At 70.2% G+C, this 26,061-nt stretch carries 24 protein-coding genes and 1 pseudogene; 6 read left to right on the top strand and 19 right to left on the bottom strand.

What is annotated here, in order from left to right; translation table 11 throughout:
- Positions 1 to 119: 119 nt before the first annotated feature.
- The 14 genes from PKE99_RS08325 to PKE99_RS08260 form a co-directional block, all read right to left on the bottom strand.
- On the bottom strand, positions 120 to 548 hold the full coding sequence (locus PKE99_RS08325; protein ID WP_306470733.1) for a MaoC family dehydratase: 429 nt from the start codon (positions 546 to 548) through the stop codon (positions 120 to 122).
- Positions 545 to 1,000: an FAS1-like dehydratase domain-containing protein gene (locus PKE99_RS08320; RefSeq protein WP_037040965.1), complete on the bottom strand. Its 456-nt coding sequence runs from the start codon at positions 998 to 1,000 to the stop codon at positions 545 to 547. The genes PKE99_RS08325 and PKE99_RS08320 overlap by 4 nt, the downstream gene beginning before the upstream one ends.
- Positions 1,001 to 1,105: 105 nt before the next feature.
- Positions 1,106 to 2,272 (bottom strand): thiolase family protein, encoded by a 1,167-nt coding sequence (locus PKE99_RS08315; protein ID WP_037040963.1) that lies wholly within the window; start codon positions 2,270 to 2,272, stop codon positions 1,106 to 1,108.
- A gap of 34 nt (positions 2,273 to 2,306) precedes the next feature.
- Positions 2,307 to 2,750 carry a Zn-ribbon domain-containing OB-fold protein gene (locus PKE99_RS08310; RefSeq protein ID WP_037040960.1) on the bottom strand — a complete coding sequence of 148 codons (444 nt, stop codon included), beginning with the start codon at positions 2,748 to 2,750 and terminating at the stop codon, positions 2,307 to 2,309.
- Positions 2,751 to 2,762: 12 nt separating this feature from the next.
- Positions 2,763 to 3,065 carry a hypothetical protein gene (locus PKE99_RS08305; protein ID WP_037040957.1) on the bottom strand — a complete coding sequence of 101 codons (303 nt, stop codon included), beginning with the start codon at positions 3,063 to 3,065 and terminating at the stop codon, positions 2,763 to 2,765.
- A gap of 45 nt (positions 3,066 to 3,110) precedes the next feature.
- Complete coding sequence (locus PKE99_RS08300; RefSeq protein WP_156067152.1) at positions 3,111 to 4,238, bottom strand: FAS1-like dehydratase domain-containing protein; 1,128 nt, start codon at positions 4,236 to 4,238, stop codon at positions 3,111 to 3,113.
- Positions 4,239 to 4,315: 77 nt separating this feature from the next.
- Positions 4,316 to 5,338 carry an LLM class flavin-dependent oxidoreductase gene (locus PKE99_RS08295; protein ID WP_156067150.1) on the bottom strand — a complete coding sequence of 341 codons (1,023 nt, stop codon included), beginning with the start codon at positions 5,336 to 5,338 and terminating at the stop codon, positions 4,316 to 4,318.
- 79 nt (positions 5,339 to 5,417) lie between these two features.
- Entirely contained in the window at positions 5,418 to 6,185 is a 768-nt protein-coding gene (locus PKE99_RS08290; RefSeq protein WP_037040951.1) for an SDR family NAD(P)-dependent oxidoreductase, read from the bottom strand.
- Positions 6,186 to 6,242: 57 nt separating this feature from the next.
- Positions 6,243 to 7,763 carry a class I adenylate-forming enzyme family protein gene (locus PKE99_RS08285; RefSeq protein ID WP_037040949.1) on the bottom strand — a complete coding sequence of 507 codons (1,521 nt, stop codon included), beginning with the start codon at positions 7,761 to 7,763 and terminating at the stop codon, positions 6,243 to 6,245.
- Between the two features lie 86 nt (positions 7,764 to 7,849).
- Positions 7,850 to 9,001, bottom strand: a complete 1,152-nt coding sequence (locus PKE99_RS08280) for a thiolase family protein (protein ID WP_037040947.1) — start codon at positions 8,999 to 9,001, stop codon at positions 7,850 to 7,852.
- A gap of 100 nt (positions 9,002 to 9,101) precedes the next feature.
- The gene (locus tag PKE99_RS08275) at positions 9,102 to 10,307 is read right to left on the bottom strand and encodes an acyl-CoA dehydrogenase family protein (protein WP_197040462.1); all 1,206 of its coding nucleotides are present in this window, start codon (positions 10,305 to 10,307) and stop codon (positions 9,102 to 9,104) included.
- Between the two features lie 406 nt (positions 10,308 to 10,713).
- Entirely contained in the window at positions 10,714 to 11,445 is a 732-nt protein-coding gene (locus tag PKE99_RS08270; RefSeq protein WP_051736787.1) for a FadR/GntR family transcriptional regulator, read from the bottom strand.
- A 181-nt stretch (positions 11,446 to 11,626) separates the two neighbouring features.
- Positions 11,627 to 13,009, bottom strand: a complete 1,383-nt coding sequence (locus PKE99_RS08265; RefSeq protein ID WP_037040945.1) for an MFS transporter — start codon at positions 13,007 to 13,009, stop codon at positions 11,627 to 11,629.
- 294 nt (positions 13,010 to 13,303) lie between these two features.
- Positions 13,304 to 14,227, bottom strand: coding sequence for an alcohol dehydrogenase catalytic domain-containing protein (locus PKE99_RS08260; RefSeq protein WP_037040944.1), 924 nt, complete (start codon positions 14,225 to 14,227; stop codon positions 13,304 to 13,306).
- A gap of 265 nt (positions 14,228 to 14,492) precedes the next feature.
- Between PKE99_RS08260 and PKE99_RS38830 the strand changes: the two are divergent.
- Together PKE99_RS38830 and PKE99_RS38825 are read left to right on the top strand one after the other, a co-directional pair.
- Positions 14,493 to 14,912 (top strand): annotated as a pseudogene (locus tag PKE99_RS38830) (aldo/keto reductase); the annotation flags it as partial.
- Positions 14,913 to 14,974: 62 nt separating this feature from the next.
- Positions 14,975 to 15,526: an aldo/keto reductase gene (locus PKE99_RS38825; RefSeq protein WP_306470732.1), complete on the top strand. Its 552-nt coding sequence runs from the start codon at positions 14,975 to 14,977 to the stop codon at positions 15,524 to 15,526.
- A gap of 76 nt (positions 15,527 to 15,602) precedes the next feature.
- On the opposite strand, the gene PKE99_RS08250 is transcribed toward PKE99_RS38825, so the two are convergent.
- Positions 15,603 to 16,421, bottom strand: coding sequence for an SDR family NAD(P)-dependent oxidoreductase (locus tag PKE99_RS08250; protein ID WP_197040461.1), 819 nt, complete (start codon positions 16,419 to 16,421; stop codon positions 15,603 to 15,605).
- A gap of 363 nt (positions 16,422 to 16,784) precedes the next feature.
- On the opposite strand from PKE99_RS08250, the gene PKE99_RS08245 reads away from it, so the two are divergent.
- A complete protein-coding gene (locus PKE99_RS08245) occupies positions 16,785 to 17,294 on the top strand; it encodes a nuclear transport factor 2 family protein (protein ID WP_037040943.1) in 510 nt (169 codons plus the stop codon).
- Positions 17,295 to 17,361: 67 nt separating this feature from the next.
- Here PKE99_RS08245 and PKE99_RS08240 read toward each other — a convergent pair whose 3' ends face one another.
- The 4 genes from PKE99_RS08240 to PKE99_RS08225 all read right to left on the bottom strand — a co-directional run bounded on the left by PKE99_RS08240 (position 17,362) and on the right by PKE99_RS08225 (position 21,956).
- Positions 17,362 to 18,660, bottom strand: coding sequence for an MFS transporter (locus tag PKE99_RS08240; protein WP_037040942.1), 1,299 nt, complete (start codon positions 18,658 to 18,660; stop codon positions 17,362 to 17,364).
- A gap of 248 nt (positions 18,661 to 18,908) precedes the next feature.
- A complete protein-coding gene (locus PKE99_RS08235) occupies positions 18,909 to 19,862 on the bottom strand; it encodes an oxygenase MpaB family protein (protein ID WP_037040940.1) in 954 nt (317 codons plus the stop codon).
- A gap of 264 nt (positions 19,863 to 20,126) precedes the next feature.
- Positions 20,127 to 21,152, bottom strand: a complete 1,026-nt coding sequence (locus tag PKE99_RS08230) for an aldo/keto reductase (RefSeq protein ID WP_037040938.1) — start codon at positions 21,150 to 21,152, stop codon at positions 20,127 to 20,129.
- A gap of 39 nt (positions 21,153 to 21,191) precedes the next feature.
- Positions 21,192 to 21,956 carry an SDR family NAD(P)-dependent oxidoreductase gene (locus PKE99_RS08225; RefSeq protein ID WP_037040936.1) on the bottom strand — a complete coding sequence of 255 codons (765 nt, stop codon included), beginning with the start codon at positions 21,954 to 21,956 and terminating at the stop codon, positions 21,192 to 21,194.
- A gap of 359 nt (positions 21,957 to 22,315) precedes the next feature.
- On the opposite strand from PKE99_RS08225, the gene PKE99_RS08220 reads away from it, so the two are divergent.
- Genes PKE99_RS08220 through PKE99_RS08210 form a run of 3 tightly spaced genes read left to right on the top strand, consistent with a single transcriptional unit; the run spans position 22,316 to position 26,056 of the window.
- A complete protein-coding gene (locus PKE99_RS08220; RefSeq protein ID WP_037040933.1) occupies positions 22,316 to 23,929 on the top strand; it encodes a flavin-containing monooxygenase in 1,614 nt (537 codons plus the stop codon).
- A gap of 29 nt (positions 23,930 to 23,958) precedes the next feature.
- The gene (locus PKE99_RS08215; RefSeq protein WP_037040929.1) at positions 23,959 to 25,068 is read left to right on the top strand and encodes an alcohol dehydrogenase catalytic domain-containing protein; all 1,110 of its coding nucleotides are present in this window, start codon (positions 23,959 to 23,961) and stop codon (positions 25,066 to 25,068) included.
- Positions 25,069 to 25,102: 34 nt separating this feature from the next.
- Positions 25,103 to 26,056, top strand: a complete 954-nt coding sequence (locus PKE99_RS08210) for an alpha/beta hydrolase (RefSeq protein WP_051736785.1) — start codon at positions 25,103 to 25,105, stop codon at positions 26,054 to 26,056.
- Positions 26,057 to 26,061: the final 5 nt, after the last annotated feature.

Raw genomic sequence — 26,061 nt, 5'->3', positions numbered from 1 at the left:
ACCATCCACTCGGTTCGATGCGGGAGGTGCGTCACTGCGGCACCTCTCGGCTGATCTGCTGGGTCAGGAGACCCCGTGACGAGCGCCCGTCCGGACCGAAGCCGGGCTCTCGAGGTGCGTCAGTCCACCACCGCGACCGCGAGTCCGCGCACCACCGGGGTCCCCGAGGCGTTGACCGTCTCCACGGCCACCCGAACCTCCGTCCCGTCCCCCACCGGACGGCTGTCCTCGATGGTCATTCGAGTGGTCAGGACGTCTCCTGGGAAGACGGGCGAGAGGAATCGGACCGAGAACGACGAGAGGCGGCCCTCCCCCACCCAGTCCGTCACGGCACGGCCGGTGAGTCCCATGGTCAGCATGCCGTGAGCGACGGTGGCCGGGTAGCCGGCGGTCTCGGTGGCGTACACCTCGTCCGTGTGGAGCGGGTTGAAGTCCCCGGACGCGCCCGCATACTGCACGATCTGGGTCCGGGTGAGCCCGTCGGCCACGACCACCTCGACGGAGGTTCCCGGCCGCGCGGTGGCGATGGACGGGATCGGCGTCGTCACGACTGTCCCTGGGGCGGGAGCGTCACCCGAACCGCACGGCTGGTGACGACCGGCTCCCCTGCCTCGTCGCGGAACTCGGTGAGGATCTCGGCGAACTGCATCGTCCCCTGACGCCCCTCCTTCGTCCACGTGGCACCGTCGCGGATCTCGGCGGTGAGCACCTCCCCCACACGGGGCTGGCGATGAAAGTCGTAGTGCTGCTCGGCGTGGAGCATCCGACTGTTCGACTCCTCGCCGCTCGACGCACCGCCGCGGTTGCCCGGCGGCCATGGCGCACCGGCTCGCGGCCGCAGCGGGTAGTCCGCGTCGAAGTGCGCGCTCGACGCCACGAACGTCGGCGGCGGCGCAGGCGGGTCCGCGCTGTCGAGCACACCGTCGTCCGGGTAGCCGACCGCCCGCCGGAACATCAGGACGTGCCCGAAGTCCACGGGCAGGTGAAGTGATCTGGCCATGGGGGGAGACCTCTCTCGGAGACCGTCTCGGCTGAGCGACTCTCGGGACCTCGAGCCACTCCGCCGCACGGGTCGATTCGGTGAGCGAACGCCACGCGCCGTGGCTCAGGTGCGGAAGAGCATCGCTCCGGCGTTGTAGAAGAACCCGCCGGGGGCCACGAGCGCCGTGCGGGCACCCTCCACCTGGAGTCCGCTCGCCTGGCCGCGGAGCTGGTTCACCGCCTCGCGCATGTGCCCCGCGGACTGCGACGCGCCCTCCGACAGACTGCCGCCGTGCGGGTTCACCGACACCCGCCCGCGGATCTCGATGCGGTCCGCGTCCTCGTTCCAGTTGTCCATGACGAAGCCCGGCGCCTCACCGACGCCGCAGTAGCCGATGGCCTCGAACCACTTCAGGGTGATGACCGAGAATCCGTCGTAGGGCATGAAGACGTCGACGTCGTCCAGCGTGAGCTCGCTGCGCGCCCACAGCGCGTCGGCCGCGACCTTGAGCCCGGTGTCGGTGAGGTCCGGCAGGTCCTCCTCGACACCGTGGTCGGTCTGCCCCAGCACGGCGGCGTGCACGATGACGGGCTTCTGCGGCAGGTCCCGCGCCCGCTCCGCGGTGGTGATGATGAACGCGTCCGCGCCGTCGATCGTGTAGTCCATGTCGAATACGGTGAGCGGGTCTCGCACCATGCGGGCGCCGAGGTACTCGTCCATGGTCAGTGGCTTGCGCGCCGCGGCGTGCTCGTTGTGACCGGCGTTGGTCCGGTTGTTGATGGCGATGCGGCCGAGGTCCTCGCGGCTCGCGCCGTACTCCTCGATGTAGCGGTTGGCCCAGCTGGCGTAGCACGCAGCGCCGGTGATCGTGTCCGGGAAGGGACTGAGCGGCCGCGGCATGCCGCGGCGCGACACCCGGAACGGGTCACCGCCCGCGGACCTCGACGTTCCCCCCATCCGGTACGCGCAGTGGTACACCAGCATCGTGTCGCACAGGCCCGAGAACACGGCATTGATACCGGCGACGACCTGCTGGCTGAACGGGGGCAGCCGCGTGTTCAGGTAGTAGTTCACGGCGGGGATCCCGAGCGCCGCCTGGGCGAGCTCGGCCCGCACCCACGTGCCCGCGATGCCGTCGACGTCCTTCGCCGTGAGGCCGGCGTCCTTGATCGCCGCGCGGGCGGCGTCGACCACCAGCCCCATCTCGCTCTTGCCGCTGTCACGCGAGTACGGCGTGGTGCCCACTCCCACGATCGCGACCTGGTCCCGGACCGGGTACCGCACGGTCATCGTTCCCACTGCCTCTCCTGTTCGTGCGCCCGGCTCACGCGCTCGCCGCCGGCCGGAAGGCGGGTACCGGCTCGCCGCCGCGATCGACCCAGGTCAACGTCACCGGCATGCCCACCCGCAGCTCCTCGTGCGCCACGTCGGCGGTCGTCGCGGTGACGCGGACGCCCTGCTGCTCGGCGAGCTCCACGACGACCACCGGATGCCCTGAGGCGTAGTCCACCCCCGGGAGCGGGGGACCCGCGCGCAGGATGGTGAACGAATGGATCGTCCCCTCGCCGCTGACCTCGGTGGGCCGCACGTCGTCCGACCAGCAGCTCGGGCAGATCGGGAACGGGGGCTGCTGCCATCTCCCACAGTCCGCGCACCGGTTGATCAGCAGCCTGCGCTGCAGCAACCCCCGGTAGAACTCGACGTTGTCGCGGTCCAGCCACATGTCCGGCAGCCTGTCGGCCACCTGCTGATCCGTGATCTCGCTCATCGCCCGCCCCGCTCAGTCGCTCGACGGCAAGAGCTTGGCGACGGCCGTCACGAGAGTGCGACCGTCGATCTGCAGCGGCCCGCCTCCGGCTGCCGTGCACAGGACCTCGACACCGGACTCGTCGTCGATGTACCGCTTTCCGACGATGAGGGGCTCACCGGTCTCGACCGGCGGCGCCCCGGCGGCCTCGGCTGGTGATCCCAACCCGACCATCGCCGCTCCGGCGCAGCTGAGCTGGATGTCCTTGTCCGTGCCCTTCATGACGATGACCTGGGCAGTCGTGCCCTGCGAACGGAACCGCTCACCGACCTTCATCGGCCGATGCTCCTCTCTGTGTGGGGTGGGGCCGAGTCTCGGCCGTCAGGCAGGCACGGTCAGGGTGACCGTGCTACTGATGTGAACGCCGCGGCTGTTCCTCGCCACGACCGGAACCGTGAGGCGGACCCGCTCACCCACCTGCTCCACCGCCGTGACCTCACCGGTCATCGTCATGGTGTCGTAGGCGTAGTTCGGGACGCCCAGGCGGATGTCCAGTGCCTCGATGAGTGCACCCGGACCCGCCCAGTCGGTGATGAGCCTGCCGACGAAACCGGTGCTCATCTGGATGTTCATGAACACGTCGGGGTGTCCCATCTTTCGCGCGAAGCCCGTGTCGTGGTGGACCGGGGCCCAGTCCTGGGACGCGATCGCACCCGCCACGATCACGGTGGGGGTGAGCTCCACCACCAGCGCGGGCAGGGTGTCCCCCACCGACACGGCACCCGGCTCGGGCCCCGGGCGCCGCTCGGTCGACCACTCGACGGTCGGCGCGGGAGCCTCCTCGGCCCCCGCGGTCCCTCCCGCAGTCGGCACGGACGGGGCCTTCTCCTCCGTGGCTGCGGCCGCGGCGACCGGCTTCGCCCGCAGGATCCGCTGCCGGATCACCGCGACGAGCTCGCCCTCGGCATCGGTGACCCGCTGGCTCTGGGTGATGAAGTAGCCCTCACCCAAACCGGTCCGCTTCGGCCCGACGATCTCGTCGATCGTGAACGGCCCGACCACGACGCGCTCACCGGGCCGCAGGTAGCGCTCGTACTCGAACCACCCGTTGGTCACCGCGGGGGCGACGAAACCCTCCGCCTTCAGGAACTCCCGAAGCTCGAACGAGCTGCCCCAGTCGACACCGTTCGGGTCAGCCGCGCGCGCCGACGCCGAGCCGTTCGGCGCGGCCTCGAGCCGGAAATGCTCGCGGCCCGCCTCGTCCACGCCGAAAACGCCGAGCGGCTTGGCCGCGACGGTCCAGCTCATGAGCGCGGTGACCGGGGCCACGATCTCGCCGTGGGGGCTCTTCTCGGCCGCCGAGGGGTCCGAGTAGACGGGATTGCGGTCACCCAGCGCCTCGGTCAGCCGGGTGATCACGGTGGGGTCGACGACCCCGCTCGTCGTCGGTCCCTCTCCCTTGCCGACGAAGGCCTGCAGCCGCGCGGTGAACTCGTCTGTCGTACTCATCCGACCTCCATGGTCCGACGCAGGGCGTCCAAAGCAGGATACTCAATTATCCCCGGTCGATGCCAGAGCCGGCTGCATCAGGTCGGGACACTCATCTGCAGATCCGTCAGCAGTGGCAGGCTCGCCCGAGCGTAGGCGGTCCGCCGTCGCCACGAGACCAGGAAAGACGGTGCGGCGAGATAGCCCACGTCCCGGGGCAGTGCGTCGTCAAGCCTGCGGCGGCGCAGCATCTCTCGAGCCTCGTCGGTGGTCCCGCACACGGCGATCGCCTCGACCATCTCGTCGGTCACCGCGTCGGCCATGCCGTCGGTGTCCCCGGTCGCGAACGCCGCGCGCACCTTGCTGACGGGTCCTTCCCAACCGTGGTGCTCGACCATCGGATCGTACGTGCGCACGGTGAGATAGAAGGCGATCATCCGCTTCGCGTCCCGGGTCGCGCGCTCGGGAGCGGCGTCGTCGATCGCGGTCGTGACCCAGCCGTGCTCCACGAACCCCGTCCGGCCGTCCGTCCGCTCGGCAGCTCCGCGGTCCGCGGCCGGGCGCACGACGTCCTTCCACCAGGTCGACGTGAACAGCCCGTGGCCGATGAGCCCGTCCCCCACCCGACCCGCCGTCCGCGCCATCCGCTTGTTCACCGTCGCCAGGAGGATCGGCACATCCAGTCGGCCGAGGACCGGGGCGCGGACGTCCGCGTCGATGGTGAGGAACTCACCCGAGAAGCGGACCCGCTCACCGTTCTCCGCCTGCAGCCACGCCCGCACGGCCCCGACCCAGTCCGCCATCCGCGCCACCGGGCGGTCGGCGTCAACGCCGAACCAGTCCCGGTTGATCCGGTACGCCCCGGTTCCCAGCCCGAGGAAGATCCGGCCCGGGGCGACCCGGTGCAGCTGGCGCACCGCGGCGGCGTGGGCGTACGGCGACCGGGCGAACGCGTAGGCGATCGCCGGTCCGACGAGCGCGGCCTGGGAGCCCGCCACCATCTCCGCGAGCGTGGCGTACGCCTCGTGGTCGACGAACTCACCCGCGCAGAAGGCGCCGACGCCGGCCTGTTCGGCCTCGCGGGCGACCTCGGGCCCAGGCCACGGCATCCCCACTATCACGGTGTCTCCTCCACGAACGAGCGGCGCGCCCACCACGGGTGGGCGCGCCGGGACGGTGCTGGCCGAACGCGGCCGCGGCTCAGGTCGGGACGCCGCCGTCGACCGGGAACACCGCTCCGGTCGTGAAACTCGACGCGTCGCTGGCCAGGTAGAGGGCGGTGCCGACGATCTCGTGCGGCTCACCCACCCGCCCGAGGGCGTAGGTCTTGGTGCGCTCGGTGTACCACTCCCAGTCCCAGCTCGCGCTGATGTCGGTACGGAAGCCGCCCGGCATGATGCAGTTGACCCGGACCGTGGGACCGAAGGAGTGGGCGAACCCGATCGTCATGTTGTTGAGCCCGGCCTTGGCGGCCGCATAGGGGATGATGACGGCAGACGGGTGGATGGACCCGACGCTGGAGATGTTAATGATCGAGCCACCCCCGGCCTCGACCATGCGCGTGCCCGCCACCGCCGTGAGGCGGAACGGGCCCTTCAGGTTCAGGTTCTGGACCGCGTCCCAGAGCTTCTCCGGGACGTCGACGATCTTGTCGTACTGCGGCGACACGCCGGCGTTGTTGACCAGCACGTCCAGCCTGCCGAACCGTTCGTAGACGGCGTCGACGAGCGGCTCCACCTGGTCCCACCGGCCCATGTGGATCGAGTAGGGCATCGCTGTGCGCCCGGTCAGCTGCTCGATCTCCTTGGCCGTGGCCTCGCACGACTCGAGGTTGCGCGACGCGACCACCACGTCCGCACCCGCCTGGGCGAAGCCCAGCGCCATCTCCCGACCCAGGCCCCGGCTCCCGCCGGTCACCAGGGCGACCTTGCCCTCCAACCCGAAGAGCGACCTCGGATCATCCGCCACGACTACACCTCACCTCTCGACACGTCACACCACCAGGAACCCCGGACGCGAGCACCCTCACGACGCTCCGGCCTCGGTCCGTTCCACCAGCTTCGCGGTCACCACTCGGCGCACCAGCTTCCCCGTCTCCGTACGGGGAAGCTCCTCCCAGAACTCGATCTCGTCCGGGGTCTTGCTACTGCGCAGCCGTGCAGCCACATAGGCCTTCAGCTCGGCAGGGTCGACCGGGTCTGCACGGGGGTCCCGCGTCGCCACTGCGACGATCCGCTGACCCCATTCCTCGTCGGGCAGCCCGACCACCGCGACGTCCGACACCGCGGGGTGGGAGACGAGCACGTCCTCGATCTCGGCGGGCGCGATGTTCTCCGCGCCGCGGATGATCGTGTCGTCCGCGCGGCCCAGGATGAAGAGGTAACCCTCCGCGTCCAGGTAGCCGAGGTCGCGGGTGTCGAAGTAGGAGCGCTCGTCGGTTGCGCGGCCGGATCCGGCGTACTCGCCGGACACCTGGGCGCCGGTCAGGTGGATGCGACCGACCTGACCCGCCTCGAGCACCTCGCCGTCCTCGCCGCGGATCTCCAGCTCGATGCCGGGCAGCGGCCTGCCGACGGACGACAGCCGGGCCCGGACGTCCGGGTCGCCGCTGCGCACCGCGGCGCGGTGGTCCTCCGGTCCGAGCAGCGCCACGGTCGAACTCGTCTCGGTCAGGCCGTAGGCGTTCACGAAGTCCACCGTCGGCCACAGCTCCAACGCCTGCGAGATCACCGACGAGGGCATCGGCGCGCCCCCGTAGGAGACCCCGCGCAGGCTGGGCAGAGCCTTGTCCCCCGGCGACGACACGATCCGCGCGAGCATCGTGGGGACCACGAACGCGCTCGTGACCGACTCCTCGCGCACGGTCGCCAGCCACTCGACCGCGTCGAAGCGCTCGAGGGAGAGCAACCTGCGCCCGGTGTACAGGTTCGTCAGCACGTTCGCCACCGCCGCGATGTGATAGGGCGGGACGCTCATGAGTGCGGCGTCAGACCCCTCCGCCGACGCAAACTCCGTGGTCCCCATCACGTAGCTGGTGAGGTTGGTGTGCCGCAGCACCACGCCCTTGGGGGCCGAGGTCGTCCCGCTGGTGTAGATGTACACCGCGGGTGCGGAGTCGTCCACGACCACCGGCTCCGGCGCGGCTTCGTCCGCGCGTCGCGGTGCGCGGACGGCCTCCCACCAGTCCTGTACGGTCACCGAGCCCTCCGGCACCGTCACGGCGGGTGCCACGGCCCCGCGGTCCACGATCACGTACGCCGAGCGGTGACGGTCCAGCAGCGACTCGAGCTGCTCGGCGCCCAGCCGGTAGTTCAGCGGGATCAGCGGAACACCCGCGTACGCCGCCGTGAACAGGGCACACGTGAACTCCGGCCCGTTGCCCGCGATGTAGACGACAGAGTCCGCCCCGGAGGCACGGACGAGCTCGGCACCCCGCCCGGCCCACGCGCGAAGGCGCTCCGGGGTCAGGCCATCGGACCGACGACCGACGATGGGCCGCCCCGGGAACCCCTCGGCCGCCATCTCCACCAGCAGCTCGATGCCCACGTTCTACTCCGTTTCCTCGTTGACGACGAACGCCGTGGATGGCCGAGACGCCGCGGCCGGGTGTCGCCCGCGGCGCGACACCGCTCCTAGAGCAGCTCGAGGATGGTGGCGTTGCTCAGCCCGCCGCCCTCACACATGGTCTGAAGCCCGTAGCGGACGCCGTTGTCGACCATGTGGTGGACGAGCGTCGTCATCAGCCGTGCACCCGAGGCGCCGAGCGGGTGGCCGATCGCGATCGCGCCCCCGTTGACGTTCACCCGGGCTGGGTCGGCCTTGGTCTCGGCCAGCCAGGCCAGCGGTACGGACGCGAACGCCTCGCTGACCTCGAACGCGCCGATGTCGTCGATCGACAGGCCCGACTTCGCGAGCACCTTGGCCGTGGCCGGGATCAGTGCGGTCAGCATGAAAACCGGGTCGTCCCCCGCGACGACCGCGGTGTGCACTCGCGCGAGCGGGGTCAGGCCGAGCTCGGCGGCCTTCTCCGACGTCGTCATCAGCAGGGCGGAGGCCCCGTCACTGATCTGCGACGAGTTGCCCGCGTGGATCTGCCCGTTCTCCATGAACGCCGGCTTCAGCCCGGCGAGCTTGTCCGCGGTGGTCCCGCGGCGCAGTCCCTCGTCCACGGACAGCTCGGTGCCGTCCGCGCCGGTGACCGGCAGGATCTGCCTCTTCAGGGCTCCGCTGTCGGTGGCCGCCGCGAGCCGCTCGTGCGACAGCGCGGAGAACTCGTCGAGCGCCCGGCGCGAGAGCCCCCATTTCTCGGCGATCTTCTCCGCGCCGACGCCCTGATGGAAGTCCACCCCGTAGCGATCCCGGATGGACTTGCTCGTCGGCTTGCCGAACTCCGGGAGCGCCGCCACGGCGTTCGCGGGGATGGCGCTCATGATCTCCACCCCGCCCGCGACGACGAGATCGTAGTGGCCCGCGATCAGACCGGCCGCCGCGAAGTGCGCCGCCTGCTGAGACGAGCCGCACTGACGGTCCACGGTGGTGGCGGGCACGGACTCCGGCCAGCCCGCGGCGAGGACCGCGTTGCGTCCGACGTTGTTGGCCTGGTGGCCCGCTTGGCGCACGCAGCCCCAGACGACGTCGTCCACCTGCTCCGGGGAGATCCCGGTCCGCCCGACGAGGGCGTTGAGGACCGTGGCCGACAGGTCCGCCGCGTGCCAGCCGGCCAGCGACCCATTGCGCTTCCCGACCGGGGTCCGGACAGCATCGACGATGACGGCGTCCCGCATGCTCACTCTCCTTCTGAGGTCCCGCTTACTCGACATGACAACGGGCGGTGGCACAGCCCGCCCCCTCCGCGGGGCGGCGGGCTGCGCGTCGGTCCGCCGACTAGCGCGTGGCGAAGTCCCAACCGGAACCCTCGTCGTAGGCCCGCAGGATCCGCCGCGCCGTGCGCTGGATGTGCACCTCGTCCGCACCGTCGACGATCCGGCCGAAGCGGGCCTCGCGGTACATCGTCTCGAGGGGCTGCAGGTCCGACATGCCCTCCGCACCGAACACCTGCATCGCGCGGTCCACGACCTTGTGCACCGTCTGGGCGGTGTGGACCTTGCACGAGCTCAGCTGCACCCGCGCCTCGTCGCCTGCGTCGAGGCGCGCCGCCGCGTCGAGAACCATCAGCCTGCTCGCCATGATGTCCTGGTAGGAGTCGAACACGAACTTCTGGATCAGCTGCTTCTCGGCGAGCGGCTTGCCGCCGAGCAGGCGGGAGTTGGCGCGCCGGCACAGCAGGTCGAAGGCACGCTGGGCCGACCCGAGCCACCGCATGCAGTGGAAGATGCGGCCCGGGCCGAGCCGGCGCTGCGCGAGCGCGAAGCCCTCCCCGCGCTGCCCCAGGATGCTGGTCGCGGGCACCCGGACGTTGTCGAACTCGAGCTCGTAGTGGCCCGAGGTGACGCCGTCGAGGCCCATGACGTGGATGTCCCGGACGATCTTGTAACCGGGGGTGTCGTTCGGCACGATCAGCATGCTGAACTGCTGGTGCACCGGGGTGTCGGGCGATTCCGTGCGACACATGACCAGCGTCGCGATCGAGCGCGCCGCGGCGCTGATGAACCACTTGCGGCCGTTGAGCACCCACTCGTCGCCGTCCAGGTGGGCGTTGGTCACGAACTGGGTGGGGTCCGAGCTGCTCAGACCCGGCTCGGTCATCGCGAAGGCACAGCGGGAGTCACCGCGCGTGGCGGTCACCACGTACTTCTCCCGCTGCTCCTCCGTCGCCACCGGGTCCATCATGAGGACGGTCTGGAGGGTGGTGGTGCCGAACACCTGGAGCGCCGGGATGGAGCGCCCGATCACCTCGTTGACGTACGCGTAGTCGACCATCTTCATGCCACCGCCGCCGAGGTGAGCCGGGTGACCCAGCGCCCAGAGACCCTCGGCCTTCGCCATCTCCTCGAGGTCCTTGAGCAGCTTGATGCTCTCGGGGGTCCGGGTGTGCAGTTCGTGCTCCACCGGGATGACGTGGGTCTCAATGAACTTCTCGACCTTCGCCCGCAGCGGCAGGACCTCGGCCGGAACCGGGAAACCGATCATGTGGGGGTACCTCCAGAGTGATGTGAGTGGGAGAACGCCCTCACCGAACCGGTCCGAGCGACGACGCCGGTTCCGCGCGCATTCGGATGTGCACAGCCACGAGCGCGCCGTTCGCGGCACATGTCAGACGTCCGCTGCTCGGACGGGGCACGATGGTCCACCGTCCGCTCCGATCGCCCATGATCGCTGTGCGCTCGCACAGTGCCTCCTGTGCTTCCGACACCGTGTCCGCTTCGCCTCGTCACGGAAGGCGCCGCAGGCGTGCCTGCAATTGAGTGTACTTTTCACTCAGGTTACCAACACGTTCGCGCAAGTCAAGGAGCGCCTGCACACGTCACGGCGACGTCGGACCGGACCGGCGACGGCCCGCTGGCGCCGCTGCGTCGACCGCCCCCTCGGAGCCGACTCAGTCGCCGCCGATCCCGGCCCCGTCGGGCACGAGCCACGGCCCCATCGCCTTGAGGTGGACCTGCATGCGGTGCCTGGCGAGCGAGACGTCGCCCGCGATCACGGCGTCAGCGATCTTGGCGTGCGCCTTCTTCACCTCGAGAGCCGCGGCCGGTGCGCGGTCCGGCGACCCACCGCCCCGGCTGAGCTTCGTCAGCACGTCGATGAAGAGCATGAACGCCGGGTTCCCCGAGATCTCGGCCAGGATCAGGTGCAGCCCGCTCGTCCCGACCTCACCCGCGTACTGCGCCTCCTCCTCCGCCGCCAGGGCGACACGAAGCTTCGCGATCCCCTCCTCGTCGATCTGCTGCGTCGCGATCTCGACGCACCGCAGCTCGAGGGCGCTCCGCGCCTCGAAGACCTGTTCCCAGGTCGCCTCGTGGTAGCCGAGGTTGAGCGCGCACGCCCGCGCCGCCGCGGCCGAGTCGGGTGCCTTGACGACGAGCCCGCCTCCCGGGCCGCGCCTCATGTAGGCGACGTCGTGGTGCTCCAGGACGCGGACGGCCTCCCTGAACACCGCGCGGCTCACCCTGAGACGAGCGATGAGGTCGGCCTCGGAGCCCATGACGAACCCGACGGGCCAACCGGCGTCCATGATCTCGTTCTCCAGCAGCTCGGCGACCTGGGCCGCCAGCTTGCGCCCGTCGTTCGACGGCTCGAACGGGACGGAGGCGGCTACGGACTGGGCCATGCACAAAAGAATAGCCTCATTGATCCTCGAACCTCTCCGCTGCGTGCGCCTACCCGAATGGCCCGACGGCGGCCGTCTCGGCTCTTCACCTTCATGCGACGCCATCGGCGTCGGGGTCTGGCCCGGAAGCCGCCGCGGCGGCCCGGTCGAACACGACCGGGCCGCCGCGGCGTACCGCTCGCTACTGCGCCACGGTCGAGGCGCGACCCGGATGAGCGCTCTCCTCGGCGGTGATCTCGGTCAGGTGCTTGCCGGCCGTCTCCGGGGCGAACAACGCCGTCACGATCATCACGACGAACAGTCCCGCGAGCAGCAGGACCGGGCCCATGACACCGAACGAGTCTGCCAAGGCGCCACCGGCCAGCGGGGCGAGTGCCGAGGCGGCCGTGCCGACCGAGGCGGTCAGCCCGGCCCCGGTCGCCCGGACACGCGTCGGGAACAGCTCCGGCATGTAGGCGAGGTGGTTGCCGACCATGATCTGCAGCATGAACGAGATGACGATCGCGAACGTGAGGGTGAGCGCGACGTTCGGGACGGACGCCATGGCGAGCGCCGCGGCGAGCATGGTTCCGATCGTGACGATGTACACGGCGCGCCGCGCGAAGCGATGGGCGGCCCAGACTCCCGCGAGCGCCCCGAACACACCAGCGACGTTGGAGATGGTGGCCAGGAGCAGGCTCGTGTCGACGGAGACGCCCCGCTGCCCGAGGATGGTGGGCAGGGAGATGAAGTAGACGACCGACCCGCCGGCCATCCCGATCCAGAGCAGGGCCGCAATGATGGTGCGACGGCGCACCTCACCTGCGAACAGCTCACGGACTCGGGTCTTGACCTCGTTCTCGCGGGCGGGCACCCCCTCGGGCCCCTGGATGAACTCCCTGACCTCGGTGTCCGCCCTCCCCTTGAGCGAGCCGCCGGACAGCAGCGTCAGGATCCGGTTGCTCTCGGCGACCCGGCCCCGACGGAGGAGATAGCGGGGTGTCTCCGGCAGGTAGCGACGGAGCCACAGGAAGACGAACGCGGGCAGCACCATGACGCCGAAGTACCAGCGCCACGCGTAGGAGCTGCCACCGAAGAACTCCAGCAGCGGACCGAACATCAGAGCCGCCACACCCGACGCGGCGAGCAGCCCGACCGAGGCGACGACGTTCAGGGCGGCGACCATCGCGCCGCGACGCTGGGTCGGCGTCATCTCGGCCATCACGGTGAATCCGAGAGTGATCTCACCGCCGAGCCCGAGGCCGACCAGGATCCGCGCGAGGAACAGGATCGCGTAGTTCGGAGCGAAGGCCGCGACGAGGGCGCCGAGGGTGAAGAGCAGGAAGTTCGCCATGAAGACCTGGCGCCGGCCGAATCGGTCGCTCAGGATCCCGGCGATGGTCCCGCCCACGGCGATCCCGAGGTAGGTCGCCGTCGTCAGGGCGCCGTTGGCGGCCTGGGACAGTCCCCATTCCTGGATCAGGATCGGGCCGGCGTATGCGACGTTCAGCTGCTCGAAGATGTTGAAGAGGTGGCCGACACCGACCAGCACCAGGATCTTGTAGTGGGCGCCGCTGAGCGTCATGCGGTCGAGGACATCGTCGAGCTGTCCATAGAGATCTCGGGTTCGTGGCGACTCTGCCATGGGTCCTCCGGGACTGGTCCAGAGAGTGGGGGAAGGTCCACTCGACTCCGGGCCGAGCGGGCCGTTTCACGGCGACCCGCGCGGGCCGCCCTGGAAGCCATCGGACTATAGAGTGTCCTGAGTCATAGACACAACGGTCCGCGGACACCCGATGTGCCCGGCCAGGTCGCCGTCCCCCGGTCGAAGCGCCCGCCACGACGGCAACGTGCAGCGCTCCCCGAGGATGCGCCGCGCTCAGGGCATGGCTACCAGGCGACCGGTCACCTCACCGCGTCGCAGCCGCTCGAGGCCCGCGCCGATCTCCCCCACCGGGATGCGCTCGATCTCCGGCGTGATCTCGCCTCGTGCCACGAGGCGCAGGAAGGCGGCGAGTTCCTCGACCGAGCCCGTGTTCGACCCGACGTACTCGAGCTGCTTGACGAGCACGTCGAACAGGTCGATGGTGGCGCTCGGTCGACCGATCCCCACCTGCACCACCCGCCCACCGGGGCGCACGGCGCGAAAGGCTCCACCGGTGGTGTCGACACCGGCGAAGTCCACGACCACGTCGAAGGAGACGTCCTCGAACACGGCGAGAGACGGCGCACTGGCCTTCACACCCTGCGCACCCGCCAGCGAGAACAGGGACTCCTTCACGTCCGCGCCGTAGACGGTCGCCCCCGCCAGGTGAGCGAGCCGGGCTCCGATCATGCCGAGTCCGCCGAGCCCGATGATCCCGACGGTCATGCCCGCCTGCACCCGTCCCTGGACCAGCACCGCCCGGTACGCCGTGACACCCGCGTCGGTCGCGACCGCCGCCGTCGCGTCGTCCACCTCGTCCGGGACCTCCACCAGCTCGTGGGGGTAGGCCACCACGGCATCGGCGTAACCGCCGTCGCGCGCCGAGCCCGGCCCGTGCTCCGAGGCGAGGACCGCGACCCGGTCACCGACCGCCCAACCGGTCACGGCGGCGCCGACCTCCACGATCCGACCCGCGGTCTCGTGCCCCAGCGTCATCGGGCTGACCGGCAGATGCGCCGGCCCGAGGTCGAGATGCATCACGTCGGTGTGACACAGGCCCGCCGCCGCCACCTCGACGAGAACGCCTTCGGCCGGGACTCGCGGCCGTGGTACCTCGACCAGCTCGAACCCGCCCAGATCCAGCCGCCACGCTCGCATATCCGCTCTCCTCCGCCGCTCCGGGACTCCGGCAGGCACCGTCGCCGGCGGGATACTACAGACCAGCCGTCTGTTAGGGTGCTCGGGCGACCGCAGAGCGGCCCCGCGAGGCGGGTCCCCGAGGGTGCCGCAGACCGGAACGGGTGATCGTCGCCTCGTGACGTGCGAGGGAGCCCGTCTCCCCCGCCCGTCGCCCCCTCGCCGCACTGGACACGACCGCCCTCGCCGCACGGCGCTCGGGCGGCCATCACGTGAGGAGCTCACGATGCAGTACCGACTCCTGGGACGCACCGGAATATCGGTCAGCACACTGTGTCTCGGCGGCGGTGTCCTCGGCACCCGTTGGGGCAACCTCGACGTCGAAGACTCGGCTCGGGTGGTCCACGCCGCGCTCGACGCGGGGATCAACTTCGTCGACACGGCGGACGCGTACGAGGAGTCCGAGGTCTACCTGGGGAAGGCCCTGCGCGGCCACCGTGACGACGTGGTGCTCACGAGCAAGGTCAACAATCGCCTCGGGACGGGGGTGAACGACGGGGGCAACAGCAAGCGGTGGATCAAGCGAGCCGTGGAGAACAGTCTTCGTCGGCTGCAGACCGACCACCTGGACCTCTATCAGGTTCATCGGCCCGAGCCGAACACGGACATCGACGAGACCCTCTCCGCGCTGACCGACCTGGTACGCGAGGGAAAGGTCCTGCACATCGGCACGTCGACCTTCTCGGGCGCGGAGATCGTGGAGGCCGAGTGGGTGGCCGACCGTCGCGGCCGCGCCGGTTCGCCACCACCCAGGTGCCGCACTCGTTGCTCTATCGCGGCGCCGAGGCCTCGATCATGCCCACGGCCCAGAAGTACGGCGTCGGCGTCCTCGCCTTCAGCCCGCTGGCCGGCGGAATGCTCTCCGACACCTGGCCGGGTGGCGGGGACGCGATGACCAACACCCGGGCGAGCCTGTTCCTGGCCGACAAGTACGACCTGTCGCGACCGGAGAACCGCGGCAAGCACGACGCGCTTGCCGCGCTGACCGCGCTCGCCGCCGACAGCGGCCTGAGCCTGATCCACCTGGCGATCGCCTTCACCCTGTCCCACCCGGCCGTGGTGAGCGCCATCGTCGGGGCCGGGACGACCACGCAGCTCGCGAGCCAGCTCGGGTCCGCCGAGGTCCAGCTGTCCGAGGACCTGCTCGATGCGATCGACGTCATCGTCCCGCCGGGCACGGTGTTCGACAGAATGGACTTCAGTTACCTGCCTCCCGCGCTGGTGGACCCCGCCCTCCGTCGACGGGTCCACGCACGCTGAGGCGGCCGTGTCGCGACAGGGTGAGCCACGGATGTCCTCACCGGGACCTCGCGGCCCCCGGCACTCGGGGAGGGGCTCACCCGGTGTCCACCGCGGAGCCTCGGTCCAGCCGGGCGAGCTCGCGGGCGATCTCGGCGCTCCGCTCGAGGAACCGGGTCCCCGACCCCGCGTGGGTGAAGATGTAGAACCGCCCGTCGCGGAGCCCCTCCAGCGAGATCCGGGCCACCTCCTCTGCGGATACCATGCCACCGGTCTCCGCGACGAGGGTCGCCATCTCGGCCGCGCGCGTCGGGTCCGGAACAGCAGCGGGCTCGACCGCCCGGCTGCGCGTGGTCTCGGCGAGCCGGGTCGGCACCGCCGACGGGCAGAGAATCGACACCCGGACACCGTCGCCGGCGACCTCGTTGCGAAGGCTGTCCGCCACGGCCAACAGCGCGTGCTTGGTGGCGCTGTAGTCGGCACCACCTCGCCCGACCCACAGACCCGCCATCGACCCGGTGAACAGGACCGAGCCGCGTCCGCGGGCCCGCATCCCGGGCACGACGGCCCGGATGCCGCGCACGGCACCGAGCACGTTCACGTCGAACAGCCACCTGAGGTACTCGACCGACAACTCGGTCAGCTCACGCCGACTGCTGCTGCTCCCCGCGTTGCTGGCCAGGACGTCGATGGGCCCGAGGTCCCTCTCGACCCGCGCCACCACCGCGCTCCACCAGGCGTCGTCGGTCACGTCGAGGGCGTACGAACGCGCCACTCCGCCTGCGGCACGCACGGCCCGTGCAGTCTCGGCCGCCGACTCGTCGTCCACGTCGGTGGCGGCGACGTGTGCACCGGCCTGGGCGAACTCCAGGGCGAGAGCGCGACCGATCCCACTTCCCGCGCCCGTGAGCAGCACGTTCGCACCGTCGAAACGTGGCGGGCCGATTCTGCCTTCGATCGACATGGGGGTCCTTCCAGGAGTGAGTCGTGCATGCCGTAGGTCCATGGATCTCGTCGACTGCGTGTGAGAGACCTGGCTAAGGGCATCGAACTGAGCTGACGCTTCTCCGCGTCATATTCGACCGTACGTCTGATGATGAGTAGACTGAAAACAGGTTCTGACGACACTCGCGCCGAGAGCGGATCCACTCGATGCGACACTCGCCCGATGGCCCGTTCCGACTGCTGGTCACCGAGGGATACGGCGCGTGTCGTCTCGCCGGCCCCTCGGCCCGACCCTGATGCGGGTCGGCTCGTCACCGATCACGAAGGATCCGACATGGCGGACGCTCCCACGACCCTGCAGCAGCTTCTGGACCATCACGCCGTCCAGGAGGTGTTGGTCAGATACTGCAACAGCCTCACCGTCAAGGACTATGACGGCGTCGCCTCCTGCTTCTCCAAGAGCGCCGACTTCGCGGGGATGAAGGGCCGGGACGGGATCCGGGAGGTCTTCGCCACCCACTTCGACGTGCCGCTCCGTGGCGGCCTGCCGATCGACGTCCTGCACCGCGGGCAGTACTTCCTGTCGAACGTCCAGATCGAGGTGGACGGCGACACCGCGACCGCCTTCTCCTTCGGCCGCTCGCACCTCCTCGGCAGCCGGGGCGGCGAGCTGGTCCTTCTCGTGCGGTCGTTCAGCTACACCGACGACCTCGTCCGGGAGGAGGGCGAGTGGGTCATCGCCCACCGCACCCACCGGTTGCTCTCGATGTACGACGCGGCGCCGCTGGCGGATGCCGACGAGCGGCTGGCCCTGCGGTCGGTGGACCTCAACCCGCCATCCTGACCCGGCGCCGGGCCCGCCTACGTTCGGCGGTGTGCGAGTCGGCGACCCGCACACCGCCGACGGCGGTTCAGGCCGAACCGGCGTCCGCCGTCGCCTGGGCGGACGCCTGGGCGGGTGCCTTGGGCGGTCGGGCCGCCAAGGACGCGACGGAGGCCACGATCCCCGCGATGCCCAGCCCGATCAGCACGGGCTCGAAGTCGCCGACGGTGTCGAACAGCGAACCGACCACGATCGGCCCCGCACCACCGAACAGCAGCGAGAACAAGGGGTTCGCGACGCCCGCCAGCGCGGGGTACGCCTTGGGCCCGAAGTAGTTCACGAAGAGCACCGTGGCGAGCAGGAAGATCTCGCCGCCCGCGATGCCCACGGTGACGATGTAGACGTACAGGGCACCCGGCCAGGTGTGCGCCAGCGCGAACAGCAGGATGCCTGCACCCAGCGTCAGCTGGAAGAATGCGAGGATGAAGCGCGGCTCGATGTAGTCGGTGAACCAGCCCCCGACGATCCGCCCCAGGCCACCGATCGTGATGACCAGGCCGAACGCGGTCGTCGCGGCGGCGACGTCGAGCCCGCCCGCCTCGAAGATGGTGACCTGGTGGGCGGTGATGCCCAGGAAGACGAACGCCTCGATCCCGCACGCCACGGTGATCAGCCAGAAGACGCGGCTGCGCAGAGCCTGCTTCCCCGTCCAGTCCGCGGTGGTCTTGAACACACGGAGGCTGCGAGACCCCGTCGTCGCGGCGGGCGTCTCCGACAGCGGGACACCGTCCACGGACTGACCCAGGTCCTCTGGCCGCTCTCGGACGAAGAGGATCGCCACGAGGGGCGCCACCAGCACGATCGCGGCCTCGATCTGTGCGATCTGCCGCCACGAGTCCACCACGCCCGTGAGCGCGACGGTCAGCTGCGACCAGACGATGGCGAGGATTTGCGAGGACGCGATCACTATCGCGATGCCGAGGCCGCGGCGCTTGCTCAACCAGTTGGCGGCGATGAGCGGGCCTGCGACGGCGATGCCCAGTCCGTTGCTGAAGCCGAGTACGGCGGTCCAGGCGGACAAGTGCCAGGGCTCCGTCACGAACGACATCCCGAACAGGGCGATCGGGGCGAGCGGGCTGATCCAGACCATCAGCCTGCGCGCACCGACCCTGGGGATCAGCACACCCGCCAACAGCGACGACACCCCGATGGCGATCAGGTAGACGGTCGAGGCGGCGCCGTACTCGGTCGCCGACCAGCCGAACTCCCGAGCCATCATCGGGCCGTTGATGCCGACGGTGTAGAACGCACCCTGCATGAGGGCGTTGACGATGGTGACGAAGGCGAGGTTGTAGTAGCCGTAGAAACCTCGCGACCAGGCGAGCATGGGAAATCCTCTCGGCGCTAGGGCGGATGGTGTCGGTCGGCGACCCTCTGGAGTGTGAGGGCAGGACCGATCTGATCGCTCGGTCGGCAGGATCGCGGTCGCGAGGCGCACGTGCGGAGCGTCGTGTGTGGAGGTCTGCGGAGCCGGGGAGGCCGAGTCGGCGAGGCCGCCCGCCCTCCCGTCTTGCGGGCCCGTGGCGGCGTGGCACGCGGGGCCATCGCGAGCGGCGCCGGCCGGACGGACTCCGGTCAGATGGCCAGGTGCCGGTCCGCGGGTCGGGCGGATCCGAGGGCGGATGCGGGCCCGGTGGCCGGGTTGTCCCGGGACGCGTGGGGGAAGGGGCACGAGCCGGGGGTGAAGGTCCCGACCTCGGTGATGTCGTACCCGTCGGGATAGTGGGCGGCGACGAGCGGGCTCGGCGCGTCCGACCTCGCGTCCGCGGGTCCGCGCAGGGCGACGACCAGCCGCCAGAGAGCGTTGAACGCGGCTGCCACCGGGCGGGGCGGAACCGGGACGCCCACGGCTCGCAGGATCCGCGGGTCGGCACTCGAGCGGAACCAGCCACGCAGGAGCATCCGATGCACGGGGGTCTTCGCCCGTCCGAGCACGAACGTCTCCAGGGCGCTGAAGAGCAGCTGGTTCTGCGGCTCGAACCGGGCGTTGTCGTCGACGTAGCGGTCGAACAGCCGCGCCTGGGCCTCGAAGGTACGGGGCACACCCTGGATGTGCATGAACCCGGCGCGCACGTGGACGTAGGTGGCGTACGCCTGACGTTCCTTCTCGTGCACGGGCCGCCAGCCGAACCGCTCCGCCGCACGGACGAGGAGGACGGCCTCGGCGCAGGACTCGAACGTGAAGTCCTCGGCGAGGATCGGGTACATCTTGTGCATCTGGTTCATGCGGCGCAACGCCTCGCGACCTTCCCCCGGCCCGAAACCGTGGGTGTACATGGCCGCGGTGATGATCCCGGTGTCGGCCACCCGCTTCCCGATCTTCTCGACCGGGTACAGGTCACCCTGGATGAGGATCCGGCTCATCGTGGGCAGGGCGTAGGTGACGCCGAGGCTCTCCGCTGTGGCGGACCACCGACGGGCCAGCCGGAAGTCCCTCTGGAAGATGCCGAGGATGCGGAGGTAGTCCTTCTCGACGTCGAGCGAGTCGATCTCGTTCCACGTCGCCCAGCGGGCGCTGCGCTTCGTCATTGACACGCCATCCCTTCGAGGCCACTCAATCAGGGAGGGTAACAACGCGGCGGGGACCCTGACCAACAACGCATCGTCAACGGATCCACAACCGTTCCCCGGGATAGACCCTGGTCAGAAGACACCGGTCGACCGAGAGACAGGGGGCCGTCACCGGCGGTGACGCGCGATCGCCGGTCAGCACGACGGCGAGAACCGTGTACTGAGCCGGCGACCGGTGAGGAACCTCCACAGAGCGTCCCGGGTGCGACAGCCCCGTGGCGCTCAGCCGATGCGGCGCAGGCGCGGGTCGGTGACGTTCGGCGGGAGCACCGGGTAGCGATCCCGCGGGGAGACGTCCGTGCCTGGCTCGACGATGGCGTCGATCCGGTCCAGGGTCTCGGTGTCGAGGACGATCTCGGCGGACCTCAGGTTCTGGCGCAGGTGCTCGACCGTGCGCGGGCCGATCAGGACCGTCGACACAGCCGGGTGGGACTTGGCGAAGGCGAGTCCGAGCTCGGGCAACGAGATGCCCAGGTCGTCAGCGATCTTGCGCAGCTCATCGACGATGTCCAGCTTGCGCGCGTTCTCCGGCACGGAGAGGTCGAAGTCCGCACCCGCCAGGTTGGAGCGGTGCGCCGTGATGGGCTGGTCCCTCCTGACCGTGCCGGCGAGCCAGCCGTTCGCCAGCGGGCTCCAGACGAGGATGCCCAGCTTGTACTGCTGCGCCAGCGGCAGCACGTCCGCTTCGATCGCCCGACTGAAGATCGAGTAGGTCACCTGCTCGGTGGTGTAGCGCGACAGGCCGTTCTCCTTGGCGATCCACTGGCCCTGCACGATGGTGTGCGCGGGGAAGGTGGAGCTGCCGAAGCTCAGGATCTTGCCCGCACGCTGCAGGTCGGTGAGCGCACTGAGCGTCTCGTCCTGGTCCGTGGCCCAGTCGGGCCGGTGGATCTGGTAGAGATCGATGTAGTCGGTGCCGAGCCGGCGAAGGCTGTCCTCGACCGCCCGGACGATCCAGCGGCGCGAGGCCCCGCCGTGGAGTGGGTCCTCCTCGATGCTGTTGCGGCCCTTGGTGGCGAGGACGATCTTGTCGCGGCGGCTCCCGAGAGCCTTGCCCAGCAGGGTCTCCGACTCCCCGAAGCTGTAGATGTCCGCGGTGTCGAAGAGGTTGACCCCCGCGTCGAGAGCCTCGCCGACGAGCGTGTCCGCCCCGGCCTGGTCGACGTTGCCCCACGCGCCGAGGTTCATGGCTCCGAAGCCGAGGACACTGACCGAGACGCCCGTGCCGCCGAGAATGCGCTGTTCCACTTTTTCCGTCCGTTCGTTGCGAGGTGATGGGTGACGTGGTCAGGGGCGGATCGAGCCGCCGCCGTCGACGTCGATGCTCAGGCCGGTCAGGTACCTGCCCTCGGGGCGGGCGAGGAACAGGGCGAGACCGCCCACGTTCAGCTCGGCGTCCCCGATCCGGCCGAGCGGCAGCTGGGCCTGGAGGGCCTTGATGAACTCCGGCTGTTCCCGCTCGACGCGCTCGGACTCCGCCGAGGCGACGTAGGGGTTGATCACGTTGACGGTGATGTCGTGCGGGCCCCACTCGCGGGCCGCGATGCGGGAGAGACCGCGGATGGCCTCCTTGTTGGGTCCGTACGCACCGTGCTTGGCGATCGAGTTCGTCCCCGCCCCGGAGCCCATGTTGATGATGGTGCCCCGGGCCTCCTTGAGGTGGGGCAGGGCCGCGACCATGAACCGCCACGTGGCGAAGACCCCGGACTCGTAGGTGGAGATGACGTCGTCCCAGGTCATGTCCTCCAACGCGATGTTGGTGCGGAACTCCTGGGCGTTGTTGATCAGGATGTCGACCCGGCCGAACTCGGCGACCGTCCGGGAGACGACGTCCGCCGCGGCGCCGTGGTCCTTGTTGTCCGCCTGGACGGTGAGCACCCGTGCTCCGGGGACGAGCTCCTCCAGCTCGACCTGGGCGGCCTTGAGCGACTCCGCACCCCGGCCGGTGATGGCGACGGCGATGCCCTCCTTGACGAACGCGCGGGCGATCCCCAGACCCGTACCCTTGCCACCACCGGTGATGATGGCGACCTTGCCGGTCAGCGATGACATGTCAGAACCTCTCGACGACGTGGTGCGCCGGGGAGAACCGGACTGCGTGTCCGAGCCCGAACCCCCCGGCGCCGTAAAGACTGGCGGTCTCTTCCCGGTCGAGACTACCCCCTGCTGCGGTCACCCGCAAAAGCCTGCCGGTCTGTAAAGCGAGTGCCGATCCCTCCTCGACGCCACCTTGTCCGGGAATTCAGGGCACTCTAGGATCGCCCCTGTACGCGTCAACGGTGATGAACGCGGACACCCTGTCAGAGAACCCGGGTCGCTCCGCAGCGTGTCCTCGCCGTCCATGACGCCGAACCTCGCCCTCGGCGGCCCTACCGGCCGCCCCCGAGGCCCATGGAACTGGGAGGCACTGGATGAGCACGTCCGGAACGGCCCGAGACGCCGTCGTCATCGGAGCCGGGTTCGCCGGCATGTACGCGCTCAAGCGCCTTCGGGACGATCTCGCCCTGGACGTCGTCGTGGTCGAGGCCGGCGACGACGTCGGCGGGACCTGGTACTGGAACCGCTACCCGGGCGCCCGCTGCGACGCCGAGAGCATCTACTACAGCTACACCTTCGACCCCGAGCTCGACCAGGAGTGGACCTGGTCGGAGCGGTACTCCGCGCAGCCGGAGATCCTCGCCTACGCACAGCACGTGGCCGCCCGCTACGACCTGCGCAAGGACATCCGCTTCGGGACGACGGTGACCGCCGCGACCTGGGACCCCGCGAGCACCACCTGGACGGTGCACACCTCCGACGGCGACGTGCTCGCCTGCCGCTACCTGGTCAGCGCCGCCGGGTGCCTGTCGGCGGCCAACCTGCCCGACATCGCCGGGCTCGCCGACTTCCGCGGCGACGTGCTGCACACCGGCCAGTGGCCGCACGAGCCGGTGGACCTCATCGGTCGTCGGGTCGCCGTCATCGGGACCGGCAGCTCCGGCATCCAGGTCATACCGGAGATCGCCAAGGTGGCGGCCCATCTCACCGTCCTTCAGCGCACCCCGAACTTCACCGTCCCGGCGCGCAACCGGCTGCACGAGCCGTCGGACGTCGCCGACTACAAGAGCCGCTACCCGCAGATCCGGTCCGAGTCGTGGGCCTCGCCCGGCGGTGTCGCCGTCGCGCCCCCTCCCGGCAAGGCCTACGACCTCACTCCGGAGCAGCGCGAGGAGTCGATGCGCGAGCGCTGGGCGGCCGGCGGCTCGAACTTCATGTGGGTCTTCGAGGACACCATGACCGACCTCGAGGCCAACGCGGTGGCCGCCGAGTTCGTCCGAGACCGGATCCGGGAGACCGTGCGGGACCCCGAGGTGGCCGAGCGCCTCTGCCCCACGTCGCACCCGATCGGCTCCAAGCGGATCTGCACCGACACGGACTACTACGAGACCTTCAACCGCGAGAACGTCACCCTGGTGGACGTGCGGACGACGCCGATCCGGCGGATCACGCAGGACGGCGTCCTCGTCGGAGACACCGAGGTCCCGGCGGATGTGATCGTCTTCGCCACCGGGTACGACGCGATGACCGGTCCGCTGTCCCGGATCGACGTCCGCGGCGTGGACGGGCTGAGCCTGCGGGACAAGTGGAGCTCGGGTGCCCGCGCCTACCTCGGCATCGCCGTCGCCGGGTTCCCCAACCTGTTCACCCTGACCGGCCCGGGTAGCCCCTCGGTGCTGGCGAACGTCATCGCGTCGATCGAGCAGCACGTCGACTGGCTGGTCGACTACCTGCGAACCCTCGACGAGGGCGGCATCGCCGCCACCGAGGCCGATCAGGCCGCCGAGGAGGAGTGGGCGAAGCGTGTCGACGCGCTCGCCCACGAGACCGTCTACCCGCAGGCCGACTCCTGGTACCTCGGCGCCAACATCGAGGGCAAGCCCCGGCAGTTCCTCCCCTACTGCGCCGGCATCCCGTCCTTCCGCGAGATCTGCGACTCCGTGGCGGCCGACGGCTACCGCGGGTTCGTCCACTCCCCCGCCCGATAAACACCGACCTCGACCTCCTGGAGGAGCACGTGCAGGTACAGGCAAGCATTCTCACCGCACCCGGCAAGAGCTGGGAGACCGCCACGCTCGACCTCGCCGACCCCAAGGAGGGCGAGGTGCTCGTCCGCGTCGAGGTCGCCGGGCTCTGCCACTCCGACGACCACCTGCGCCACGCGGGCTCGCGCTACCCGATCGTCGGTGGTCACGAGGGCGCAGGCGTCGTCGAGGCCGTCGGTGCGGGTGTCACCCACATCAAGGCCGGCGACCACGTGCTGCCCTCGGTCGTGCCGAGCTGCGGGCGGTGCCGATACTGCACCAACGGCCGCTCGTTCCTCTGCGACCTCGGCGAGACCGTCGCGACCGGGGCCCTGTTCGACGGGACGTTCCGCTACACCCTCGGCTCCGAGGGCTTCGGCGGGTTCTGCCTGCTGGGCACGTTCGCGGACCACATGGTGACTCCGCAGGAGTCGCTGATCGTCATGCCCAAGGACGTGCCCTTCGACGTCGCGGCTCTCCTGAGCTGCGGTGTCCCGACGGGCTGGGGGTCGGCGGTCTACGCGGCGGGCGCGCGGGCGGGCGAGACCGTGGTCGTCGTCGGCGTGGGCGGCGTCGGCATCAACGCGGTGCAGGGCGCCGCGCTCGCCGGGGCGAGCCACATCGTCGCCCTCGACCCGGTGGAGAGCAGGCGGGAGTTCGCCACGACGCTGGGCGCCACGCACACCGCGTCGACGGTGGACGAGGCGGCCGACCTGGCCCGCACGCTGACGGCGGGCACCGGCGCCGACGCGACGATCGTCACCGCCGGAGTGGTGACCTCGGACGTGATCGACGACGCGGTGGCGGTGACCGGCAAGGGCGGGCGCATCGTCCTCACCGGGGTGGCGGACGACCCCCAGGAGATCACCATCAACCTCTCCGGCACGATGGTCACCTCCTACGGCTACAGCCTGATCGGCGCCTTGGTCGGCAACTGCAACGTCCGCCACGACATCCCCAAGCTGATCCGGCTGTACCGCGAGGGCAAGCTCGAGGTCGAGAAGCTGATCTCGAAGCGCTACACCGTGGACCAGGTGCAGGAAGCCTACGACGACCAGGCAGCGGGCACCATCATCCGCGGCGTTCTCGAGCACCGACACTGACGGACGTGCTCCGGCGAGTGGAGAGGCAGCACAGATGAGCCTGGACGAGGCGTCGGCGGCCCTGGTCGCCCAGTTCACCGCCGCCGGGGCACCCCCGATCCGCACACTGAGCCCCGTCCAGGCCCGAGCCACCGTGGGCGTGACCGTCCTGGGCCCGGTGCCCACGGTGGAGATGGCCGCGGTCGGCGAGCACCGCATCCCGGTCGAGGGGGGCTCGATAGCCGCCCGGACCCTCGTCCCGGGCGAGGAGGTGGACGGTGTCCTCGTCTACCTTCACGGCGGCGGCTGGGTCCTGGGCGCGATCGACCACTTCGACCTGCACGCCCGGACCGTGGCCGCCGCGACGAACTGCGCCGTCGTGCTGGTCGACTACCGGCTGGCCCCGGAGCACCCCTTCCCGACGGCGGTCGAGGACGCCTACGCGGCGACGCGGTGGGCCGAGGCCCGCCTCGTCGAGCTCGCCGGGCGCCGCGTGCCGCTCGCGGTGGGTGGGGACAGCGCGGGCGGCAACCTGGCCGCGGCGGTGGCCCTGCTGGCCCGGGAACGCTCCGGACCGAGTATCGACCTGCAGGTTCTGGCGTACCCGGTGCTCGACGCGGAGTTCACGACCGCGAGCTACCTCGCGGCGGAGAACAACCTGATCGTCGACCGCGACCTGATGATGTGGTTCTGGGACCACTACTGCCCGGACCCGGCCACCCGCCGCTCGCCCCATGCCGCTCCCTTGCGTGAGCGGGACCTCGGTGGGCTCCCGCCGGCCGTGGTGATCACCGCCGAACACGACGTGCTCCGGGACGAGGGCGAGGCCTACGCCGACCGCCTGCGGGAGGCGGGCGTCCCGGTCGACTTCCGCCGGTTCGCGGGCCAGATCCACGGCTTCTTCACCATCATCGGGCTACCCGGGAACGACGCGGCGGTCGAGTTCGTCGGCGACGCGGTTCGGCGTCGCTTCGGCGTCGGATGCACGCGGAGCGCCTCGTCGGCCTGACGCGA

Origin of the sequence: Pseudonocardia halophobica, assembly GCF_027922425.1 — a bacterium.
In the GTDB taxonomy this organism is placed as follows: domain Bacteria; phylum Actinomycetota; class Actinomycetes; order Mycobacteriales; family Pseudonocardiaceae; genus Pseudonocardia; species Pseudonocardia halophobica.
Note: the sequence above shows the minus strand (reverse complement) of the source record. Positions and strands in the feature narration are given on the sequence as shown.

Coding starts and splice junctions, on each gene's coding strand:
- PKE99_RS08320 (WP_037040965.1), bottom strand. CDS start 1,000: ATGGCCAGATCACTTCACCTGCCCGTGGACTTCGGGCACGTCCTGATG.
- PKE99_RS08315 (WP_037040963.1), bottom strand. CDS start 2,272: ATGACCGTGCGGTACCCGGTCCGGGACCAGGTCGCGATCGTGGGAGTG.
- PKE99_RS08310 (WP_037040960.1), bottom strand. CDS start 2,750: ATGAGCGAGATCACGGATCAGCAGGTGGCCGACAGGCTGCCGGACATG.
- PKE99_RS08305 (WP_037040957.1), bottom strand. CDS start 3,065: ATGAAGGTCGGTGAGCGGTTCCGTTCGCAGGGCACGACTGCCCAGGTC.
- PKE99_RS08300 (WP_156067152.1), bottom strand. CDS start 4,238: ATGAGTACGACAGACGAGTTCACCGCGCGGCTGCAGGCCTTCGTCGGC.
- PKE99_RS08280 (WP_037040947.1), bottom strand. CDS start 9,001: ATGCGGGACGCCGTCATCGTCGATGCTGTCCGGACCCCGGTCGGGAAG.
- PKE99_RS08275 (WP_197040462.1), bottom strand. CDS start 10,307: ATGATCGGTTTCCCGGTTCCGGCCGAGGTCCTGCCGCTGCGGGCGAAG.
- PKE99_RS08270 (WP_051736787.1), bottom strand. CDS start 11,445: ATGGCCCAGTCCGTAGCCGCCTCCGTCCCGTTCGAGCCGTCGAACGAC.
- PKE99_RS08265 (WP_037040945.1), bottom strand. CDS start 13,009: ATGACGCTCAGCGGCGCCCACTACAAGATCCTGGTGCTGGTCGGTGTC.
- PKE99_RS08260 (WP_037040944.1), bottom strand. CDS start 14,227: ATGCGAGCGTGGCGGCTGGATCTGGGCGGGTTCGAGCTGGTCGAGGTA.
- PKE99_RS08245 (WP_037040943.1), top strand. CDS start 16,785: ATGGCGGACGCTCCCACGACCCTGCAGCAGCTTCTGGACCATCACGCC.
- PKE99_RS08240 (WP_037040942.1), bottom strand. CDS start 18,660: ATGCTCGCCTGGTCGCGAGGTTTCTACGGCTACTACAACCTCGCCTTC.
- PKE99_RS08235 (WP_037040940.1), bottom strand. CDS start 19,862: ATGACGAAGCGCAGCGCCCGCTGGGCGACGTGGAACGAGATCGACTCG.
- PKE99_RS08225 (WP_037040936.1), bottom strand. CDS start 21,956: ATGTCATCGCTGACCGGCAAGGTCGCCATCATCACCGGTGGTGGCAAG.
- PKE99_RS08220 (WP_037040933.1), top strand. CDS start 22,316: ATGAGCACGTCCGGAACGGCCCGAGACGCCGTCGTCATCGGAGCCGGG.
- PKE99_RS08210 (WP_051736785.1), top strand. CDS start 25,103: ATGAGCCTGGACGAGGCGTCGGCGGCCCTGGTCGCCCAGTTCACCGCC.